Source organism: Streptomyces sp. NPDC002888 (assembly GCF_042888465.1).
In the GTDB taxonomy this organism is placed as follows: Bacteria; Actinomycetota; Actinomycetes; order Streptomycetales; family Streptomycetaceae; genus Streptomyces.
Genome location: NZ_JBIAPU010000035.1, coordinates 78,217 through 97,676 on the forward strand (window position 1 = coordinate 78,217; position 19,460 = coordinate 97,676).

A 19,460-nucleotide genomic window follows, 5' to 3' on the forward strand; every position below is an offset into this window, starting at 1 on the left:
GACGTTCACCTCCAGCATGAGTCACGGCAGCCGCCGGGAGGGCTTCGAGCGGGTACGGGACCTCATCACACGACGACGTCGCGCCTGGGCCGAGCAGCATCTCGGCGCCTACGTGCAGCACCACTGGCGTTCCGAGCTGGAGGACGTCGCCCGTGACCACCACCGCTTCGTCGCCGCCAAGGGGCGGCCGCCCACGCTGACCCAGTTCGCCCGGTTCGCCACCACGGCAGCCAACCACTGGACGGGCGGCGACCTGGGAGCGCTGTACACGGCCATCGGCGAGCCGGCGCCATCCCAACAGGAGCGGCCTACCCGCCTACTGACTGAGGACGGCTACGACTTCGCCCGCCGGGTGTACCAGGAGCTGGGGGCAAGCCCGTCGACCACGACACCTGGATGAACAGCCCGGAAGAAACCCAACGGCAGTGGCAGCTCAGCCGTCTGGCCACCGAGAGCCTGCGCTACCTCCAGCTACAGGAAGCACTCAGGCAGCCGCCGACCGCCAAGGAGTGCCCAGCGTCTGACCTGGCCCTGGCCAGGCGAGGAAACCGAAGGCCGGCCCATCCTCCAGCGCGTCCTTGCCACGCTGACCCGTGCCAGCCTGGCCCCGGCCACTACCCGCTCCCCCACCAGCCCGCTACCCGGCGACTGCGGACGAGGGGAGCCAACGCGGCCATCCGGACCGAGCCGACGACGGTCCGCATCACCTGCACCGGCGCACCCGTTGACGTGTCCGCTGTACTCCTCACCCGCAACGGCAAGGTACGCAGCGACCACGACCTCGTCTTCTACAACCATCCCCGCCACGAGGGGGTCCACGTCGCAGGAGACACCGTCACCGCCGACCTCGACCTCATCCCTGACGACATCGCAACCATCGCCGTCATCGTCAGCATCGACATCGAGGCCCAACCCGCCGCAGTCTTCGACCAGCACACCCAGTGGCAAGCAGACATCACCCAGCCCTCCGGCACCCAACTGACCTTCACACCTGGCCCCTTCTCCTCGGGTGAAACCGTCACCATCGCGGTGGAGCTCTACCGCCACACGACCGGATGGAAGGCCCGCGCTGTCGGGCAGGGCTACGACACCGGCCTCGCGGGCCTGGCCACCGGCTACGGCATCGACGTCGAGACCTGACAGGCGTAGATGGGGTCACCGAGAAGCCTTGATGCCGCTGTTGGAGACCCGTCTTCATAGGTCTCCAACAGCGGCATCAGCCGACCCCCACCCTCACAGTTCATGACATGCACACGCCATTTTGCGCGACCGCAACTCCCCCCGACTCACTCCTCGCGAACTCGACGTGCCGGCCACCGCACGCCTTCTGCCACTCATCGCCGTCCGGCAAGGCAGCGCAGGCCCAGCGTCGCGCTGATATCGGAGTGCGAAGTGGCTCGGGACCGCACCGTGATCGGCACTACCTCAACGTGATTCACAAGCACTCGGCTTGGAGGGTCCGCCAGTAGGGCGCTGGCGGCCCCTTTCAGTGCGAGCGGTGGCCGGTGGAATGGATCCCGGTCGGCAGTGGCCCCGCTATGCTCCGACCGGCCGCAGCGAGGTGAGGCGTGCCATCTCGTCTTCCGAGAGCCGAAGCGCGCCGGACGCCACGTTCTGCGCGAGGTGGTCCGGATCACCGGTCCCCGGGATCGCCAGCACGTGCGGCCCCTGCTGCAAGGTCCAGGCCAGCCGGACCTGCGCGACGGACACACCGTGCGCGCGGGCGACGGCGCACACCTCCTCGCGATCGCTGGCAGCCGGACCCGCCTCGCGCCCGGGACCGGCGATCGCGAAGAACGGGACGAAGGCGAGGCCGAGTTCACCGCAGAGCCGCAGGAGTGCCCGGTCCTCGCTCGACGCACCGATCCCGTAGGGGTTCTGCACGCAGACGACCGGGGCGATGGCCCTGGCCTCGGCCAGTTGCTCGGACGTGACGTTGGAGATGCCGAGGTGGCGGATAAGCCCGGCATCGCGCAGTTCGGCCAACGCGCCGAAGTGCTCGCCGATCGAGCCGGTCCGCCGGCTCGGTGGCACGCGCAGGTTCACCACGTCCAGGTGATCGCGACCGAGTTGGCGCAGGTTCTCCTCGACCTGGCCGCGCAACTGTGCCGGCGCAGCCCACCACCACGCGCCCGAGGGATCGCGGCCCGGCCAGACCTTGGTGGTGATGACCAGATCCTCCGGGTATGGCGCCAGCGCCCGGTTGATCAGCTCGTTGGCGGAGCGCGTCGCCGAGAAGTAGAACGCGGCGGTGTCGATGTGGTTCACACCGAGCTCGATCGCCCGCCGGAGCACGCCTATCGACCGATCGCGGTCGCACGGCACGCCGCGGTCGAAGGGCGCGGTACCCGTCAAGCGCATCGCGCCGAACCCGACGCGGTTGACGGTATGGTCACCAAGTTGCCAAGTACCCGTGGCAGGCGCGTGTGGGCTCATGACATGGATCTCCTCTTGCGGTAGGAACAAGAACCGATGGGTGGGGCGCGGCGCGCTCAGGTCGCTCGGCAGGGCGAGGACCTCGAAGCCGGTCCACCAGTGTCGAGGCAGGCCGAGCCCCGGGCATGAAAAAAGCCTCCCCGGCGGATCGGAATCCGCACCGAGAAGGCTCACGTGATGACCAGGATTCTAGCAGGGCAGGGCGTCCAGCAGCAGGTCATCGAATACGCGGGCTTCGAGGGCGGGTATCCCAGCGGTAGAGGGACCAGGCGCGTCGGATGAGGCAGCGGACGGTGATGATGGCGCTGGCCAGGGCGATGAAGAACTCGACCGGAGCTTTTCGTCGCTCGGTGCAACGGCGGAGCTTGCCGAAGTTGTTCATCCACGAATTCGTGCGTTCAACCACCCAGCGCCCGCCGGCCTGGATGGGAGTCTTCGCACCGCGCTTGGCGATCTGGCCGGTGATCCCTCTCGCCGGCAGGTCCTGGTGGACCATGCTGTAGTCGTATCCGGCGTCCAGGCTCAGCCGCGGGCTAGCGGGTAGCGGCCCCAGGGCTGCTTGAAGGTCGGCGAAAGCGGTCGAGGGTGGCGGGCAGCAGAGTGTGGTCGCGGGTGTTGGCCGGTGCGGGATCGGTGACCAAAGGAATTCCCTGACTATCAGTCAATTGAGAACGCTTGATGCCTTGTTTGGCCCGGTCGACGGGGCTCTTGCCCGCGCACTCGCCGCCGGAGGGCGCTTTGGCGATGCAGCCGTCGGCGGACAGCTGGTCGAGTTCGAGGCCGATCACGCGGTCGTAGGCGGCGAGAACAAGCAGCCTCAGCGTCTCCATCACCCCGGCGGCGATCCACTCGTCGCGGCGGCGCAGTGTGGTGGCGGAACAGTCCTTGTCAGCCGCGCGCTCGTATCCGCAGCCGAAGACCAGGACTTGCACCAGCCGGTCGAAGACCACGGCGTCGCTAATGCGCGGGTTGTGGCAGCCCCACGGATGACGGTCCTCACGGACGGGCAGCAGGGCGAGGAACTGGTCGCGGATCGGGTCGAGAATGCATGATGGGACGGCAGGCACGGATCCCCTGGTGATCATGAAGCGTAGAGAACTCCATGATCGGGCGAACCGTGCCTGCACCGCTACGGCCCCCGGCACAGCACCTACTGGCGGACGCCCTTAGGGGTCCTTGCACAATGCCCGCCCGGGTCGCGCGGCCTGGTGCCGCACCTCGCCGCGTTGCCGAAAAGCCCTAGTAGCTCCTCCCCCATCGAGGGCTCTCCGGCGCCTTGCGATGCACGGCACCAGACCACGCGACCTGATCGGGCGCTCATTGTGCAAGGACCCCTTAAGAAGCCGTATCTGAACCGAACCTGATCGCTTGATTTCCGCTGGTCAGGCATGGTCTAGCTCGGGATGAGGGAGGCATGCGGCGTCTTGTTTCGGCTCCGTGATCGAGGGGTGCGCGATGGCGTCGGTGTTGGGAATGCTGGAGGAGCGGGAGACAGCGGCCCGGGTGCGGGTGGAAGGGCTGCGGGAGGAAGTCGCGCGGCTGGCCGGGGTGTTGGAGGCCGCGGAGATCGAGCTGGACCGGCGGGTGATCGCGCGGGAGGAGCTGGTCGAGGCCCTGGCGGCCTCGGCTGCCGATACCACCGCCGTGACCGAGGCGGAGGCAGAAACCGTGCCCGCGCCGGTGCCGGGCTCGATCGTGCCGCCTTGGCGCGAAGGACTGCCGGTGACGGTGCTGGCGCCGGACTGCCAGCGGATTCTGGGCGTGCTCGACGGACGGCGGCCCGCGGGTCAAGGACTGCTGAAGGCCAGGGAGATCACGGTTCAGCTGGGCTTGGAGACAACGCGGCGAAGGTCGAGGGGGTGCGCTCGAAAGCCCGGCGTCTGGCGGAGCGCGGGTGGCTCCTGCAGGAGACCTCGGGGGCATTCAGCGTCGGCCGACGGCCCGTGGCCGTGCCAGACGCCGGCCCATCCGCGTGACCATCGACCACCGGATCATCGCCTCGCTGCTGGTTGGCAACGTCTCATAGTCCCGGGCCAGTCGGCGCGAATGCATCAGCCACGCGAACGTGCGCTCCACCACCCACCGCCTGGGCAGTACCGCGAACCCCTCCATGTCGTCGGTGCGTTTGACGATCTCCAAGGTCAGCGCGAGTTTTGACGGCACCAGTCGACGAGGGAGCCGGTGTACCCGCCGTCGGCCCGGACGAGGGTGATGTCGCGGTGCAGGCGGCGCAGCCGCATCAGCAGGCTTGCGGCGGCGTCCCGGTCGCCGATGTTCGCGGCGGTGACCGCGACGACCAGGAGCAGGCCGAGGCAGTCGGTCACGATATGCCGCTTGCGGCCGCCCACTTTCTTCCCGCCGTCGTAGCCGCGTGAGGCGGCCGGCACCGAGGCCGCGGCCTTCACCGACTGTGCGTCGATGATCCCGGCCGTCGGCTCCGGCTCACGGCCCTCCCGCTCACGCACCCGTCCGCGCAGCCGGTCGTGGAACTCTGTGATCAGCCCGTGCTCGCGCCAGCGGCGGAAGAAGGCGTAGACCCGGCCCCAGCCGGGAAAGTCCGCGGGCATCGCCCGCCAGGAGATCCCGCCCGCGACCAGGTAGCGGATCGCGTCCAGCAGCTGGCGGTGGCAATAGCCCTCGGGCTGCCCGCCTCTGCCCTGGAGCCAGGCCGGCACCGGCAGCAAAGGCCGCACAACCGCCCACTCCGCGTCCGAAATGTCGGAGAGATACCGGCGTTCCCGGTCCGGATGGTCGGCCGCGTTGCCGTACACATGCGCGAGGCAGTCACACGATGGAGCAGCCGAGTTGGACTGGACGGGTTCGGACACGTACAACAACGACACTAGGGCCTCCCGGCGCTGCTCGGTTAGATCCGCATCCCCGAGCTACCGAGAAGCCCTGTCTTCATGCGCGCACAACAGGAAGATCACCCCGGCGGGAAACCTGTTAGACCCGCACGTTCCATGATCGGTTGAGATACGGCTCCTGAAAACTGCCCAGCACTCAGAACAAACACCGTTGCAGTATTAAGGTCCTCATCACTCCCGGAGGGGTCGCAACAGTGCACGGGGCGCCAGATGCCGGACATCTCCGCAGCTCGTCCTCGTCGCCCCTGAAGGGGTCGCAACCCGAGCGTGTTCATGGTGGGCGGCCTGGTGGTCATCGTCCTCATCAACTCCTGGTGGTCCAGCAGGTGCGACTCGTCGATCACGACCGCGGTGCGTCCGCGTTCGTCGACCTCCGCGGCCAGCGGCGGACGCCTGAACTGACGGGCATTCACCTCGCGCGGTTCCTACTGGACCCGTGCGAGGTACCGGTGGAGGTCACGGAGTACCTGGCGGGTCGGCTGGAGATCGCCGACGCCGGAGCATCACCTGCTGGAACTGGAGCTGGCGGCCGCCGCCGAAGCCCGGCAGACGGCGGCGCAGCCGCTGACTGGGGAACGGCTCACTGGATCAGCTCGATGTGCGGATGGTCCGGGGATACCGGGCAGACGTGCAGCTGCAGATCGTAGCCTCGGGCGAGGTCGAGCATGGTCGGGTTGTGCGGTTCGGGATGGGTGGTGGATGACAGAGAGCGGGCTCGGTCCTCGTCGGGAATCCAGTCGGGATAGTTGGAGTTCCATTCGCCCGAGGCGATGGTCAGCAGCGGATCCATCTCGGTGCCGCATGAGGGGCAGAGCCGGGGTAGGGGATCGGTGAGGCCCCAACGGGTCCATCCACCGACCTTCCAGCCGGGAGCGACGGACATCCTGCCCGTGTAGAGCTCGTTGTAGAAATCCTTCGAGTAGGGCGTGTCAGAGCTGTCCAGCGGGTACGGCGTGTTGTCAAAGCTGTCCAGAGCGGCGCCGGCCGTCTGCCACCTGCGCCAGTCCTCCAGCTGCCGCTGGAGCTCCTTGCCCAGTTCCATGATGTTGGGGTATTCGGTGATCTGCTCCGGCGCGAGCAGGCACGGCTCCGGCAGGTAGCCGGGGAACTGGATCGCGGGCGGCTCGGGGGGTGTGTCGAGGATGTCGGTGACTGTGGCGGCGGACCGCCAGAACAGCGCGGTCTCGGGCTGCGCGGGGTGGTCGAAGGGGCACCACAGCACTTGGAGCAGATCTGCCTCGGCCTGCTTGGGCGGGCGCAGCAAGGGGACGTCACGTACGTACAACTGGGCCACGGGCAGCATGGCGATCGGGCCCTCGGGCCACGGGCGGCCGGCCTTGATCCGCTCCTCGATCGCCAGCTCCTCGGGCGTGTACCGGGTCCCCGGGGGATCGCCGCCCGGCCGGTTCGCCACCGCTGCCCGGATGCGTCGCCGCTGCCGCACGTCCTCGGGCGAGAGGATCTCGTTCCACCCGTCCCACTCGTGCGGTCCCTCGCAGTGCGGCCACGGCTCGTCGGCGGGCCACAGCAGCGGCCCGCCGACGGAGCTGTCGTACGGCGTGGGCGACCCGGGGCGGGGATGCAGCCGGGTCGCCGTGCGTGCCAGCGGGGCCAGTTGCGGGGCGACCGCGGTGACGTCGACCAGCCGCGGCGGGGTGGTACGGATGCGGAGTGCGGCGGCAATGCTCATTGCCCGCTCGGCGCACACCGACCGGATCTCGTCCAGCAGCTCGGGGTAGTGCTCGCCGTACGTGTTCAGCGCATGCCACACCGCGTCCAGTGCTGCTATGAGCGGGGCGGGCTTGGCGGCGGCGAGCACGGCGGGAAGAGCGAAGTGCGGCTGTGAGATCCGTCCCGGGGTGCGCGGCGTAACGGCAAGGGGCACCACGACGACCTTGTGCCCTGTGTCCGCGAACGGCGGCGGGACGTACGGCGGCCACTCCGGAGGTATCGCTTCGAGCACCGTCCTGTCCGGTACACGAGGGTCGGAGCGCAGGGCCTCCCACATCCGGGCCGGGTCGTCGAACGGCGGCGGCAGAGGGCGTCCCTCTGCCGACTCCGAGAGCGCCTGGGCGACCCACGGCACATCGGTCAGGCCCGCAGCCTCGCAGGCCCGCCGCGCGGCCAGCAATGCCACTGCACGCTGGACCTCGGGACCCACGACATCGAGGGCGTGCACCAGGTCGCTGTCGAAGCGGAGCAGACCGAGGACGTTGCTCTCGCGGGCACCGCGCAGCCTCTCGCTCGGCAGCCGCCCGCCCCACTCCCACTCCTCGTGGTGCAGGCGGCGCCCCTCGACGGCTTGTTCGGCCCGCTCCTCGGCCGCCCGTTGGAACACCTGGCGAGTCAGGCGTTCGGCCTCGGCGAGCTGCTCGGGCGTACGCGCCGTCCGGCGCACGTTCCAGTGCAGGTCCCCGGCCATCCGCGAGGTGTGGCGGATCACCTCGTCCGGGCGGGGTGGGGCAGGCCAGAACTGCAGGAGGTAGCTGTCCGCCCGGGACTCCCCAGCCACTCTGGTGGAGAGTTCCCGTCCCTCGTCCATCCCCCGGGCGCAGTACCGGACCCGGTAGTCGGTTCGGGCGAGACCCAGGTCCCACGTCGCCTCGCCGTCCCCCTGCACCAAACTTGTGCGTTCCGACTCGGGGCGGAAGGACACCTCCATCACGTCATCCCAGACCGGGTCCAGCACAGGGGCTGCGTCGTGGACTTCCACGACAAAGCCGACGTCGCCCGCGTACAGCCCGGTGGACAGGACGATCACACCTGGGACCGCAGCCCCGCACAACCCCCCGATCTGGTACGCGAGCGCCTTGGCGAGGTCAGGTCTGGCGCTGTCCGGATCGCTCTCGACGTAGATCTGACGATCGTGAACACGCACCTCGCCTGCGACCGGCCTACGCACAGCACTCCCCTCGTCAAGGACGGCCTCAAAGCCCCTGTCGGGCAGGCCGTCACGTGCCTCGCATCATGCCGCAGGCCACTGACAACACGGCCGACGACGCCGCGAGGCCGACGGTGACATCGATGATGCGGCCACTGACGCAAGAGGGTGTCGGTCACGATGTGCCGTTTGCGGCCCGGCACCTTCTTGCCGCCGTCGTAACCGCGTGAGGCTGCCGACACCGTCGCGGCGGCCCGCACCGACTGCGCGTCGATGCCCCCGCCGTGGGCCCTGCCTCGCGGCCCTCCCGTTCACGGACTTCCCGCGCAGCCGGTCGTGGAAGTCTGTGATCAGCCCGCGCTCGCGCCAGCGGCGGAAGAAGGCGCGGACCCGACCCCAGCCGGGAAAGTCCGCGGGCATCGCCCGCCACGAGATCCCGCCCGCGACCAGGTGACGGATCACGTCCAGCAGCTGCCGGTGACAGTGACCCTCGGGCGATCCGCCCCTCCCCCAAAGCCAGGCCGGCACCGGCAGCAGAGGCCGGACGGCCGCCCATTCCGCGTCCGACATGTCAGACGGATACCGGCGTTCCCGGTCCCGGTGGCCGACCGCGTTGCCGTACGCGTGCGCGAGGTGATCACACGATCGTGCAGCCGCGTTGGACGGGAGGCGTTCGGAGGCGCACAACAACGACATCAGGGCCTCCCGGCACTGCTCGGTTGGATTCGCATCCTCGAGCTACCGAGAGGCCCCGTCTTCATACGCGTACGACGGGAAGATCACCCCGGCGAAAAACCTGTTCGACCCACACGTTCCATGATCGGTTCAGATACGGCTTCTTGAGGTCGCGCAGATAGGCGCGGTGGGGAGCCCTGTCACGAGATAGGCACAGCCTCTGTGCGATCACGTACTTGCCACGCTCTGTGATCACTGGGGTCTGCCTCGAGCGGAGTGGCTGTACGCCTGGCCCAGAAGGTGCAGAGGATCTGGGGCCTGCTCAGATCGCCGGTACAGCCATCGGGGAGCGAGTTGCGGCGGAGATGAGAATTTCGCGGGGTACTCGCCCTGCTGCGGCAAGGACGCGGCCCACTGGGTAGGCGTGGACGCCTGCCGGGAGGCTTCCGCGGCGACCGCTGAGTACCACGTCGATGGAGCCCATGGTGCTGTGCGATTCCGTGGTTCGGTCCAATCGCCGCAGTGTTTGGCGAGCGACTGCTTCCGCACTGTCGTACAGGGTGGTTCCGGTGGGCAGGCTCTGCAGAATCTCTGGCGCCACCAGGGGGTAGTGCGTGCATCCCAGCACCACGGAGTCGCAATTTTTGGGGGTTCGCTCGGCTGCGTCGGCGATCGCTTCCGCTGCTGCGGCCATGTCGCCCTGGTCGATCGCCTCGGCCAGACCGGGGCATGCGACACGCGCGACAGGCCGGCCGTTCGCGTAGTCCGCGATCAGGCGATCCTGGTAGTCACTCGACGTGGTCCGGACGGTTGCCCACACGGCGAAGCCTTGGCCGGTTGCTGCGGCCGATTTCACGGCGGGCACGGTTCCGATCACGGGTACGCGCGGTTCGAACCTCTCGCGCAGAGCGCCGATCGCGGTGACGGTGGCGGTGTTGCAGGGGACCACGATGGCCTCCGCGCCCCGCTGGACGGCCAATTGAGCGGAGGTGAACAGACGGTCCGTGACGAAGGAGGCCGTTCTCGATCCCCAGGGAGCGCCGTCGGGGTCCAGAAGCAGAAGCAGATCGAGTTCCGGGGCGAGGTGCCGAAGCCAGCCTGCAGTGGAAAGGAGGCCAAATCCTGAGTCGATCAATGCCACCGTCATGGGGTCAAGTTACCAGCCAGGTCTTGCCGCCTGGCTGCACTGGTACGGCCCACGGACCACTGCGAAGCTCTGTGAATGAGTAGGCGCGGACGCCGTGGCCGGTGAACGGGTGTGAGTAGTTGAGGTACAGAAAGTGCCGCTGAGATTGATCTTGGTCGGGTTGGTCTACTTCGCGGGCGCGTTGAGCTGGCGGGGTACAGCGCCGGCGCGCATGTCCGGGATGAGGTCCAGCCAAGGTGAGCCCAAAAGCCTTCATGGGATGATCTTGGTGGGTCAGCAGTGCGGTTCGGCGGGAGCGTTCTGGGCCGGGTCGCGCTCGTCGTCTTGGTCGGTTTGATCGGTCCAGGTGCCGAAGGGGCGGCCGGGCAGGCCGGCCTCGTCGGCACCGAGCTGGAGGGCGCCACCCTTGAGTCGGTGCGCGCCCGGGATCACCGGGTACCGCGAGAACTTGGGAGATCGAACCGGGAGCTGGATCTTCCCAAGGGCAAGGTCGGCTCCGCCTACCTCAAGTACTGTGACTTCGCGTGATCGAATCCGAGATTGAGATCAGCGAGGATCTGGTCCGCGACCTGCTGCGGGAACAGCATCCGGACCTGGCCGAGCTGCCCATCCGCGAGGTGGAGGGCGGCTGGGGCAACCAGATGTGGCGCCTCGGGGACAAGTTGGCCGTCCGGATGCAGCGGATGGACAAACTCCCCGATCTGCAGCTCAAGGAGCGCCGCTGGCTGCCGGTGCTGGCCCCGCGCCTGCCGCTTCCGATCCCGACCCCGGTGCGGAGCGGGGCACCGTCCGAGCGTTTCCCCAAGGTCTGGACCGTCATGACATGGGTTGAAGGCACGCCGCTGGACCACGGCTCGATCACCCGCGGCGACCACGCGGCCGACACGCTGGCGGCCTTTCTCAAAGCGCTGCATGCGGAGGCGCCCGCCGACGCGCCGGACGCCTCGGACTTCGGCGCTCACCCCAGGAAGTGCACGGACGGCTTCGAGAACTTCCTGCAGGCCGTGGACCTCGGCCGCTTCGCCGAGGACGACATCCGGGCCGTGTGGGACGACGCGGTGGTGGCTCCCGAGTGGGAGGGCCGGCGGGTGTGGGTGCACGGCGACCTGCATCCCGCGAACGTCGTCGTCGCGGACGGGACACTGGCGGGCATCGTCGACTTCGGCGCAGTCTTCGCCGGCGACCCGGCATGGGACCTTGTGGCCGCCTGGCTGCTGCTCCCCGCGGGCGGCGCCTCACGGTTCTTCGACAGCTACGCACAGGCGGACGAGGCGGCGGTACGACGGGCGCGCGGGCTGGCCGTGATGAAGAGCCTGTTCCTGATGCTGATGGGCCAGAACGGGGACCGCGGCCTGCCCGGCGGCAAGCCGAACTGGGGGCCCGCAGGCCGGTCGGCACTTGATCGTGTCTTGAAGGGCCTTTGACGTCGGCATAGATCGACCGTCCCTGGCCCGGTCTGGTACTTGGAATTGGGCTGGTCAGTGAAAGGATGATCTTGGCGAGTCAGCAGTGCAGGTCGGCGAAAGCATCCTCGGCCGGGCCGTGCTCGTCTTCCTGGCCGTCCTGATGAGTCCAGGTGCCGAGGGGGCCGGGCAGGCCGGCCTCGTCGGCGCCGAGCTGGAGGGCGCCGCCCTTGAGTCGGTGCGGTCCGGGGATCACCGCATGCCGCCGTCGAGCTGGGCCGGGACGCGGCCGGCGCGGAGTTCCTGCAGGTCCGGGATGTGGTCGTACAGCGTCCCGGGGCTGACGCCGAGCAGGCGGGCGATCGAGGTGATCGAGTGCTCGGGGTTGGGCAGCATGTCGCGGGCGGCGCGGATGATGTCCGCGTTGACGACGGTGGGCCGACCGCCGACCCGGCCGTGGGCGCGGGCGGAGGCCAGGCCCTCGCGGGTGCCGGAGACGATCAGCTCGCGGATGAACTCGGCGAGAGCGGCGAAGACGTGGAAGATCAGGCGCCCGCCGGCGGTGGTGGTGTCCAGGCGCTCGTGCAGCGAGGCGAAGCCGATCTCCCGGCTCCGCAGCTCGCCGACCATGTTCACCAGGTCCTTGAGCGAGCGGCCGTAGCGGTCAAGCGCGGGGACCACCAGGGTGTCGCCGCTCTGGAGGAAGGCGTGGCACGCCTTCAGCTCGGGTCACAGGTCGTCGTTGCCGGACTTCTTGTCGGCGAAGATGCGGCGGCAGCCGGCGGCGGTGAGGGCGTCGATCTGGCGGTCGAGCTTCTGACCGCCCGTGGACACCCGCGCGTAGCCGATGCGGATGTCGGTCAGGCGTGCGGGTTCGGCAACCAGGAGGTCGAAGGCGGCAGGTTCAAGTGGCGTGCTCACGCCCGGATTCCTGTCAGAAAACGGTGATCTCGGGTTGTTGAACCACCGGGGTTCTTGAAGGAGTTTTTGAAAACCTGGCGGGCCTTCCGGCCGCCCGTCCGGCGATCTTCAACAAACGAAGGTTTCTTGACGACTCAGGGACTTGGGCGATGCGGATGAGCTTCTGTGACGGGCGAAGCGAAGGCGCCCGGGTGCTGGCTGAGCAGGTCGAGAAGCAGGGCGCGGGAGCGAAGGCCTCACGTGCTGGACAGCCGATTCCGGAAGCCCGAACAAAACCCCTTGCCCAATGGTCAAGAAGTGTTGACCATTGGAGGCATGCCTACCGATGATCTTCCCGAGACGTTCCACGTCACCACTGACGAGCAGCTACGCGCCGTTTCCAATCTCACGCGTCACCGGATCATGGCCGTGCTCCGCTTCGAGCCCGCGACGATTACGCAGATCGCCGAGCGAGTGGGCCTTGCGAAGGGGAGTTCCAGCTACCACGTACGGCTGCTCGAACGGGCCGGCCTGGTGAGGGTGGTACGAACGCGGAAGGTCCGGGGAGTCACTGAGCGGTACTACGCAATGGCCGCGCGGGCGATCGTGCTGCCGGATCCGGGCGAGGGAGGGCCGGATGTGCTGATGCGGCATGCGGTGGCGGACCTGGAGGCAGCGCCGGTGGATGGCGAGCGGCACGTACGAATGGCGCATCTGCGGCTCACCGAGGAGCAGTTCGCGGAGCTGGGGGCGCGGCTGCAGGCACTGGCGGACGAGTACCGGGAGCTGTCCGATCCGTCGCTGCCGGACGCGTCACTCGTCTTCGCACTGTTCCACCAGGCACCGCGCGAGCAGGCCGAAGGGGACGCCAAGTGACTTCAGACGTTGGGAAGTTGCCGACCGGGTTCGGGCGGCTATGGACTGCACAGACGGTGTCCTCGCTCGGTGACGGGGTGTCGCATGCCGCGCTGCCGCTGCTCGCGTTGACGTTGACGCGGGATCCGATGGCGCTCGCCGTCGTCACAGCCGCCGGAACGCTGCCGTGGCTGCTCTTCGGGGTGCTCGGCGGTGCGCTGGTGGACCGCTGGGACCGTCGCCGCACGATGTGGGTCATGGACGCGGCGCGTGCGGTGCTGCTCGCGATACCGGCGGCAGCGGCCGCACTCGACGTGCTGAGCATTCCACTGCTCGCGGCCGTCGCCTTCCTGCTCGGCCTCGGCGGACTCTTCTTTGACACGGCCGCCACGGCCTATCTGCCGGATCTGCTCGGCCGCGACCCCGCGTTCCTGGAGCGCGCCAACTCCCGCCTGCGCGGCACCCAGACCGCCGCGTCCGGCTTCGCGGGGCCGCCTGCGGGCAGTGCCCTGCTCGCGCTCGGGCGGGCGGTTCCGCTGCTCGCCGACGCGGTGTCGTTCGCGCTCTCCGCACTGCTCGTACGGTCGCTGCCTGCCGCACCCCGGCCCGTACCGCAGGCCCGTGAGTCGCTGCTTCGGCAGGCGCGGGCCGGCGCCTCGTACGTATTCCGGGATCAGTTGCTGCTCGGGCTCGCGCTGCGTCCCGCGGTCGGGAACATCGCCTTCCTCGCCGTGGAGACCGTACTCGCCCTCTTCGCGCACGATCGTCTCGGCATCGACACCTTCGGCTTCGGCCTGCTCCTCACGGCGGAGGCCACCGGCGGTCTGCTCGGCGCGGGCATCGCCTCCTTCCTCGGCCGACTACTCGGCACCGGCACCGCACTGACCTGCACGGCCGCAGTCGAGGGACTCGCCGTCCTGGGCCTTGCCGCCGCCCCGAACCCGTACGTCGCCGGCCTCGCGCTCGCCGTCTGCGGAGCGGGCATGGGCGCCACGATGGTGCTCGGCCCCTCCCTCCGACAGGCGATCGTCCCCGCCCACCTGATGGGCCGGGTCGCCTCCACCTCCCGCATGCTCGCCATGTGCGCCGCCCCGTTCGGCGCCTTCCTCGGCGGCTGGCTGGCCACCACCTACGACGTGCGCACCCCGCTCTGCACCGCCGCCCTCCTCCTCCTCACCATGACCGCCGTCACCGCGACCATGACCAGCAACCGCCAGGTTAAGGCGGCGCTGCGTGCCGCCACTCCGGCCGATGATCCAGATCACCCGGAATCCTGGGACCCCGTTCAGGAGGGTGCCATTCAGGGCTCCTCGAGGTCGTTGAGCCAGTGCTGAGCCCAGCTCGGCGTTCCTCGCCTCGGCCCGGAGCGTCGGGCGCCTGGCCTCCACAGGATGCAACGAGTGGCCCAGCGGGAGGCGGGGTGCGCCGCCGTCAATCCTCGTCGTCCTCGACAGCCTCCGAGTCCCGGAAGGGGCGCAGGCCCTGACCGGGTCCGCCGGCCTTGATGTCGAACAGATAGCGGCCCAGGAAGTTGATGTGCCGGTCCTGGAGCGGGGAGAGGCGGGCCACGTCCTCGTCCGTGATGTCGTGGCCCTCGGCGCGGAGCTGGGCGACGGCGGCATCCAGGTAGCGGGTGTTCCACGGGACGACGGCGTTGAGGACCAGACCGAGGGCGGCGAGCTGGTCCTCCTGGCCCTCCCGGTACGCCTGGCGGATCTGGCCCCGGCCGCCCTGCGGGGTGAGGAGAGCGGCCACCTCCGCCTGAGTGGCTGATCCAGCACGGGCTCAACCGCACGAACGTCGACGCCGTGCACACCGGTGAGTGCTGGGCAGCGGCCAAGAACGGCCGGTGCCGTCCGGTCACACGGCAGCAGGCGCTGGAGGCACTGCGACAGCAGGTGCCCGCCTGCGTCCACTGCCGACCGGACACGGCCCTCGGCATCCTCCACTAGTAGCTGTCGTAGCTGGGCTTACCGTTCGGCCGGTAGACGCCGACGATGGTGCCGCCCTTCGTCGTCGAGACGCTGACCGGCTCCAGCGCAGTGGGGATCGCTCCGTCGGCGAACAGCCGCTTGCCGGTGCCGATGATCACCGGATGGATGGTCAGCCGGTACTCGTCGACGAGGCCGTGCTGCATGAGGGTCTGGGCGAGGTCGCCGCTGCCGACCACGTTGATGTTGCCGCCGTCGGACACCTTCAGCCTGCGTACAGCATCGACGATGTCGCCCTCCAGCAGCGTGGAGTTCTGCCACTCGACGGACGTCAGGGTCCGAGACGCCACGTACTTGTGCATGCTGTTCATCCGATCGGTGAACGGGTTGCCGGGATCGGCGGTCGGCCAGTACGACGCGAAGATCTCGTACGTCTTACGGCCGAGCAGCATCGCGTCGGAGTGCTCGTACCAACCTGCGATGGCCGTGCCGACCTCGTCGTCGGCCACCGGTTTCTGCCAGCCACCGTGCTCGAAGCCGCTCTCAGCGTCCTCGTCCGGACCGCCCGGCGCCTGCATGACGCCGTCCAGCGTCAGGAACGTGCAAACGATGATCTCGCGCATGGTGCGCTCCCTTCGTCGACGGGTAGACCGCACAACCGCCGGAAACTCATCGGCGGAACTTCCGCGGCCGGGCTGCAGTGACTGGCTGCCGGGCGACTGCTCCCTGCCCGACGGCGCTGCCGGTGGTCGACGTGGAAGGCATCACGGCATGACGTGGTCCTTGCCCAAGCCGATGCTGACCCTGGCCGTCGAAAGCCCTGCCCTGCGCACCGGGTGGGCGGCGGAGCCGAAAATATCGACAGGGTTTTGTGTTGTCCGTTGTCCATCGCGAGCTCGGCCTCTCTGCCCCGGCCAAGGCGCCTGCGTGGGACAGTGTTGGACTGCCAGGGGGCGTTGTCCGTCGAGGCTGGCACCGTGGTGCTGCGCTCACGCCGGGGCACCGACATGGGGCCGGCCTTCCCCGAGATCGTGGTCGCAGCCGGGCGGCTGCCGGACGCGACCGCGATCGACTGCGTTATGTGACCTGTGGGGGTGTCTCAGCCCCAAGGTGTCTCAGGCGGCGCAGCTCCCATAGACGAGACGTGACGGGCGTCGCGGCCACGTGCCGCAGCGGCCGCTCAGAGGTGGCCGTCCAGGAACTTCCGTACCTCGGCGATTGTCATAGGCCCCGTGCCGTGCGCCACCGCCTCTCCCTCCTTCAGCAGGACGTAGGACGGGGCTCCGGTGATCCCGTATCGCTCGGTTGCGGCCGGACAACGCGTGATGTCGGCGCGGACGGCCGTCAGGCGGCCCGTGTAGTCGTCGGCGATGCCACCCACGACGAGGTCCATCACCCGGCAGGGCTCGATTGCCTTGGGCCATGTCCCGGTGAAATATGCGAGGACCGGAACTCCGCTCATCCCGAGGATGAAATTGAACTCCGCGTCCTCACGGGGGCGGTGAACCCGCTTCGCCATGGAAGCTCCTGACCTCACGTTCCGTCATTCCATCCCCATCATCCCTCGCGCGGTGTACCAGGCCGGCCCGGTCGGTCCTCCGGTTGACCTGTGTGAAGGGAGGCACGGGGCCGTCGCAGACCACGGTGGTCCCCGGCGCGAGCGGCCCGGCCCCCCGCCCCTGGTGACCCGGCCTGGCCGCCCCGCCGGTCACCCAGCTGTGCAGCCCGCCGCGCGCCCGTGGGTCAGCTCGTGCCAGGACAGCGCCCTCCACGACGACATGAAAGCCGCTTTTCAGGGCATAGCGGCCCAGATCACCGACCGGATGCTCGATAAGCGCGTCGACGAGCGGGCCGGCGCGCATCGTCCACCGGATCCAGTCGAGCCGTATCCGCCACCGCTCTTCTCAGAGACAGCGCCCGACGGGCTTCCCGAGGCCTTGCCTGGTCTTCACATCAACCCCCGGTCTCAGCTGGCTCATACCGCTCTTCCCCGGGCCGCATGAGCCAGCTGATGGCACCGAGAACGAGGCGCACGATTCCTGGACTGCTCGCGGACGCGGGCGTGGACGGTCGAAGTACGCGTCAGCTGACCCGAAGACCGACCGCCAGAGTCAGTTCAAGGACCCGGTGTGGCGATGCGAGATCCGGAAACAGCTCCCGCAGCTGCGACATCCGGTACCGGACTGTCTGGGGATGGACGAACAACGCCGCCGCCACCTCGTCCCGTCTGCCCTGGTGCAGCAGCCACTCCCGCAACGTCTCCTCCAGCCGCCGCGCGGTCGCGACAGGCAAGGTCCGCAACGGTGCGAGGGCTCGGGCACGCAGGTCTGCGAACGCGTCCACGTCGGCGCTCAGCACCAGCTCGGGCAGGTGGTCCTCGGTGTCGCGAATATCAGAGGAGAGCATGCGCGCGCGTACGGCTCGTGCGTACGAGGCGGACGCACGAGTCCATGGCCGGGCCGGGCCGACCACGGCGGTGCGGTCGGTCAGCTGCCGCAAGAGATGTGATCGGTCGGCATCGGGGACGAGCAGCACACCGGTGGCGTCCGGCAGATCGTCGAGGACGAGGGTGCTCGGGTCGAGCACGCGGTAGGCGGGCCGGGCCTGGGCGGCGGGCAGCAGGACCGCGGTCAGCGAAACCGGAGGCTGCCACCCGGCCCGTTGAACAGAGGCCAGCAGCACGTCCGGGCTCGCGCCGGCGAGGAGGTCGCGGGCCAGGTGTTCCAGGTGGCGCTCGTGGGCCCTGCCATGGGCGGCCAGTTCGTCGGCGTGGCCCGCGGCGCTCGCGGCGGAGAGCTCGTCGATGTAGGCGAAGGTCAGCTCGGCGAACTTGGCGACCTCGGCGGCGGGCAGACCCGCGGGTACGGCACCCGCTGCCAGGCATCGCCAGGCCACGCGGGCGCCGACGCGGTAGGCGCTGAGCAGGGCGTCCATCGAACGGCCGTCGCGCGCCTCGCCGCGGCCCAGCTCGTAGGCCGCGTCACCGGCGTCGCCGCCTGTGGCGTTCCCGCTCGCGAGGTCCAGGTAGTGCCCCAGGGCGGTGCGGACGGCTCGGCGGATGGTGCCGCCCATGCGGCCCGAAAGGGCGTTGGCGTAGGGAGGGACCTCGTCGATGATCGCCTGGACGACCTCGTCGGCGGTGCTCTTCAGCGCGGCCCGCAGTGCGGTGACCGTCGTCTCATCCAGGGCCAGTTCGCTGGCCCTCCGGATTGCATGGCTCACGTTTTGTTCCCTGCGAACAATTCAGCCGACCAGATTTACGTCCTGCGGTCAGGACTTTACCCCTTGAGGCGCAGCAAGCTGGAGTCATGACGAGTACAGCCCTCCGCAGCAGGGCGTGGAAACTGCTGGAGATGGTCACGACGCCGCTGCTGCCGTCGGACTACCTCGACCTGGTCAGCCCGCTGCGTGCGGGCGCTGACCTGCGTGGGCGCATCGAGGCCGTGCACCCCGAGACGGGTGACGCCGCGACTGTCGTAATCAGGCCGGGACGGGGCTGGCGCGGCCACACAGCCGGTCAGTACGTGCGGATCGGGGTCGACGTCGACGGGGTGCGCCTGTGGCGTGCCTACTCCCTCACCTCGCCGACCAACCGCCAGGACGGCCGCGTCACGATCACCGTGAAGGCGATCCCGGACGGCAAGGTCAGTAACCACCTGGTCCGTAGGGCCACACCGGGCACGCTGATCCAGCTCGACCAGCCGACCGGTGACTTCGTGCTGCCGCAGGCCAAGCCCGCCAAGGTGCTCTACCTGACGGCCGGCAGCGGCATCACGCCCGTGATGGGCATGCTGCGCGACACCGAGTTCGACGACGTCGTCATGGTCCACTGCGCGCCACAGCCGCAAGACGTGATCTTCCGCAACGAACTGCACGACCTGGTCGCGGACAAGAAGCTGCGGCTCACTGAGGTGCACACAGACACAGACGGCATGCTCGACATCGCCCGTCTCGACGAACTCGTGCCCGACTGGGCCGAGCGCGAGACCTGGGCTTGCGGGCCCGCGGGCCTGCTCGACGCCGCCGAAGAGCACTGGACCGAGCACGGCGTACAAGAGCGCCTGCACACCGAACGCTTCCGCCCCAGCATCGTCGTCGCCGGCGACGGCGGCGAGGTCACGTTCAGCGCCACCGGCAAGACCGTCGACGCGGACGGCGCCACGCCGTTGCTGGACATCGGCGAGGAGGCCGGCGTGCTCATGCCCTCCGGGTGCCGCATGGGCATCTGCTTCGGCTGCATCACGCCGCTCAAGGCGGGCGCAGTCCGCGACCTGCGCACCGGCGAGATCACCGAGGCCGAGCCGGGCGTCCTCATCCAGACCTGCGTGTCCGCCGCGGCGGGCCCCTGCGACATCGAACGGTAGG

At 69.1% G+C, this 19,460-nt stretch carries 17 protein-coding genes and 5 pseudogenes; 8 read left to right on the forward strand and 14 right to left on the reverse strand.

Annotated elements, in window-relative coordinates:
• Positions 1-16 precede the first annotated feature (16 nt).
• Positions 17-400, forward strand: a complete 384-nt coding sequence (locus ACFYWX_RS40315; protein WP_389430074.1) for a hypothetical protein — start codon at positions 17-19, stop codon at positions 398-400.
• A gap of 329 nt (positions 401-729) precedes the next feature.
• Entirely contained in the window at positions 730-1,140 is a 411-nt protein-coding gene (locus tag ACFYWX_RS40320) for a TerD family protein (protein WP_389430076.1), read from the forward strand.
• A 396-nt stretch (positions 1,141-1,536) separates the two neighbouring features.
• Here the strand turns inward: ACFYWX_RS40320 and ACFYWX_RS40325 are convergent, their stop codons facing one another.
• The 8 genes and pseudogenes from ACFYWX_RS40325 to ACFYWX_RS40360 all read right to left on the reverse strand — a co-directional run bounded on the left by ACFYWX_RS40325 (position 1,537) and on the right by ACFYWX_RS40360 (position 10,438).
• On the reverse strand, positions 1,537-2,436 hold the full coding sequence (locus tag ACFYWX_RS40325) for an aldo/keto reductase (protein WP_389430135.1): 900 nt from the start codon (positions 2,434-2,436) through the stop codon (positions 1,537-1,539).
• 217 nt (positions 2,437-2,653) lie between these two features.
• Positions 2,654-3,503 (reverse strand): annotated as a pseudogene (locus tag ACFYWX_RS40330) (IS5 family transposase).
• Positions 3,504-4,359: 856 nt separating this feature from the next.
• Positions 4,360-5,207: pseudogene (locus tag ACFYWX_RS40335) on the reverse strand (IS5 family transposase).
• 676 nt (positions 5,208-5,883) lie between these two features.
• The gene (locus ACFYWX_RS40340; protein ID WP_257569721.1) at positions 5,884-6,993 is read right to left on the reverse strand and encodes a hypothetical protein; all 1,110 of its coding nucleotides are present in this window, start codon (positions 6,991-6,993) and stop codon (positions 5,884-5,886) included.
• Positions 6,994-8,060: 1,067 nt separating this feature from the next.
• Complete coding sequence (locus ACFYWX_RS40345; protein WP_389430077.1) at positions 8,061-8,444, reverse strand: hypothetical protein; 384 nt, start codon at positions 8,442-8,444, stop codon at positions 8,061-8,063.
• 139 nt (positions 8,445-8,583) lie between these two features.
• Positions 8,584-8,880 (reverse strand): annotated as a pseudogene (locus tag ACFYWX_RS40350) (transposase); the annotation flags it as partial.
• 301 nt (positions 8,881-9,181) lie between these two features.
• Positions 9,182-10,006 (reverse strand): glutamate racemase, encoded by an 825-nt coding sequence (locus tag ACFYWX_RS40355; protein ID WP_389430079.1) that lies wholly within the window; start codon positions 10,004-10,006, stop codon positions 9,182-9,184.
• A gap of 273 nt (positions 10,007-10,279) precedes the next feature.
• Entirely contained in the window at positions 10,280-10,438 is a 159-nt protein-coding gene (locus ACFYWX_RS40360; RefSeq protein ID WP_389430080.1) for a hypothetical protein, read from the reverse strand.
• A gap of 92 nt (positions 10,439-10,530) precedes the next feature.
• Here ACFYWX_RS40360 and ACFYWX_RS40365 point away from each other — a divergent pair, with 92 nt between their 5' ends.
• Positions 10,531-11,430, forward strand: coding sequence for an aminoglycoside phosphotransferase family protein (locus ACFYWX_RS40365; RefSeq protein WP_389430082.1), 900 nt, complete (start codon positions 10,531-10,533; stop codon positions 11,428-11,430).
• Positions 11,431-11,509: 79 nt separating this feature from the next.
• Here ACFYWX_RS40365 and ACFYWX_RS40370 read toward each other — a convergent pair whose 3' ends face one another.
• Both ACFYWX_RS40370 and ACFYWX_RS40375 read right to left on the reverse strand, forming a co-directional pair.
• On the reverse strand, positions 11,510-11,665 hold the full coding sequence (locus tag ACFYWX_RS40370) for a hypothetical protein (RefSeq protein WP_389430084.1): 156 nt from the start codon (positions 11,663-11,665) through the stop codon (positions 11,510-11,512).
• Positions 11,662-12,330: pseudogene (locus ACFYWX_RS40375) on the reverse strand (recombinase family protein). Before ACFYWX_RS40375 ends, ACFYWX_RS40370 begins: the two are co-directional and overlap by 4 nt.
• A gap of 315 nt (positions 12,331-12,645) precedes the next feature.
• Here ACFYWX_RS40375 and ACFYWX_RS40380 point away from each other — a divergent pair.
• Together ACFYWX_RS40380 and ACFYWX_RS40385 are read left to right on the forward strand one after the other, a co-directional pair.
• A complete protein-coding gene (locus tag ACFYWX_RS40380) occupies positions 12,646-13,185 on the forward strand; it encodes an ArsR/SmtB family transcription factor (protein ID WP_389430086.1) in 540 nt (179 codons plus the stop codon).
• The gene (locus tag ACFYWX_RS40385) at positions 13,182-14,498 is read left to right on the forward strand and encodes an MFS transporter (RefSeq protein ID WP_389430088.1); all 1,317 of its coding nucleotides are present in this window, start codon (positions 13,182-13,184) and stop codon (positions 14,496-14,498) included. The genes ACFYWX_RS40380 and ACFYWX_RS40385 overlap by 4 nt, the downstream gene beginning before the upstream one ends.
• A gap of 97 nt (positions 14,499-14,595) precedes the next feature.
• Here the strand turns inward: ACFYWX_RS40385 and ACFYWX_RS40390 are convergent.
• Positions 14,596-14,895: pseudogene (locus ACFYWX_RS40390) on the reverse strand (Tn3 family transposase); the annotation flags it as partial.
• A gap of 41 nt (positions 14,896-14,936) precedes the next feature.
• On the opposite strand from ACFYWX_RS40390, the gene ACFYWX_RS40395 reads away from it, so the two are divergent.
• Positions 14,937-15,116, forward strand: a complete 180-nt coding sequence (locus ACFYWX_RS40395; protein WP_389430136.1) for a DUF6233 domain-containing protein — start codon at positions 14,937-14,939, stop codon at positions 15,114-15,116.
• Here ACFYWX_RS40395 and ACFYWX_RS40400 read toward each other — a convergent pair.
• Positions 15,113-15,718, reverse strand: coding sequence for a dihydrofolate reductase family protein (locus ACFYWX_RS40400; protein WP_389430089.1), 606 nt, complete (start codon positions 15,716-15,718; stop codon positions 15,113-15,115). The two genes, ACFYWX_RS40395 and ACFYWX_RS40400, sit on opposite strands and share 4 nt — an antisense overlap.
• Before the next feature lie 333 nt (positions 15,719-16,051).
• Here ACFYWX_RS40400 and ACFYWX_RS40405 point away from each other — a divergent pair, with 333 nt between their 5' ends.
• A complete protein-coding gene (locus tag ACFYWX_RS40405) occupies positions 16,052-16,180 on the forward strand; it encodes a hypothetical protein (protein WP_389430090.1) in 129 nt (42 codons plus the stop codon).
• A gap of 95 nt (positions 16,181-16,275) precedes the next feature.
• Here ACFYWX_RS40405 and ACFYWX_RS40410 read toward each other — a convergent pair whose 3' ends face one another.
• Together ACFYWX_RS40410 and ACFYWX_RS40415 are read right to left on the reverse strand one after the other, a co-directional pair.
• On the reverse strand, positions 16,276-16,614 hold the full coding sequence (locus ACFYWX_RS40410) for a thioredoxin domain-containing protein (RefSeq protein WP_319235853.1): 339 nt from the start codon (positions 16,612-16,614) through the stop codon (positions 16,276-16,278).
• A gap of 563 nt (positions 16,615-17,177) precedes the next feature.
• Positions 17,178-18,317, reverse strand: a complete 1,140-nt coding sequence (locus tag ACFYWX_RS40415; RefSeq protein WP_389430091.1) for a PucR family transcriptional regulator — start codon at positions 18,315-18,317, stop codon at positions 17,178-17,180.
• 86 nt (positions 18,318-18,403) lie between these two features.
• Here ACFYWX_RS40415 and ACFYWX_RS40420 point away from each other — a divergent pair, with 86 nt between their 5' ends.
• Entirely contained in the window at positions 18,404-19,459 is a 1,056-nt protein-coding gene (locus tag ACFYWX_RS40420; RefSeq protein WP_389430092.1) for a ferredoxin reductase, read from the forward strand.
• Position 19,460 lies beyond the last annotated feature (1 nt).

Excerpts from the sequence above, each read along its gene's own strand:
- ACFYWX_RS40355 (WP_389430079.1), bottom strand. The coding sequence starts at position 10,006 with ATGACGGTGGCATTGATCGACTCAGGATTTGGCCTCCTTTCCACTGCA.
- ACFYWX_RS40420 (WP_389430092.1), top strand. The coding sequence starts at position 18,404 with ATGACGAGTACAGCCCTCCGCAGCAGGGCGTGGAAACTGCTGGAGATG.
- ACFYWX_RS40380 (WP_389430086.1), top strand. The coding sequence starts at position 12,646 with ATGCCTACCGATGATCTTCCCGAGACGTTCCACGTCACCACTGACGAG.
- ACFYWX_RS40400 (WP_389430089.1), bottom strand. The coding sequence starts at position 15,718 with ATGCGCGAGATCATCGTTTGCACGTTCCTGACGCTGGACGGCGTCATG.
- ACFYWX_RS40315 (WP_389430074.1), top strand. The coding sequence starts at position 17 with ATGAGTCACGGCAGCCGCCGGGAGGGCTTCGAGCGGGTACGGGACCTC.
- ACFYWX_RS40325 (WP_389430135.1), bottom strand. The coding sequence starts at position 2,436 with ATGAGCCCACACGCGCCTGCCACGGGTACTTGGCAACTTGGTGACCAT.
- ACFYWX_RS40410 (WP_319235853.1), bottom strand. The coding sequence starts at position 16,614 with ATGGCGAAGCGGGTTCACCGCCCCCGTGAGGACGCGGAGTTCAATTTC.
- ACFYWX_RS40340 (WP_257569721.1), bottom strand. The coding sequence starts at position 6,993 with ATGAGCATTGCCGCCGCACTCCGCATCCGTACCACCCCGCCGCGGCTG.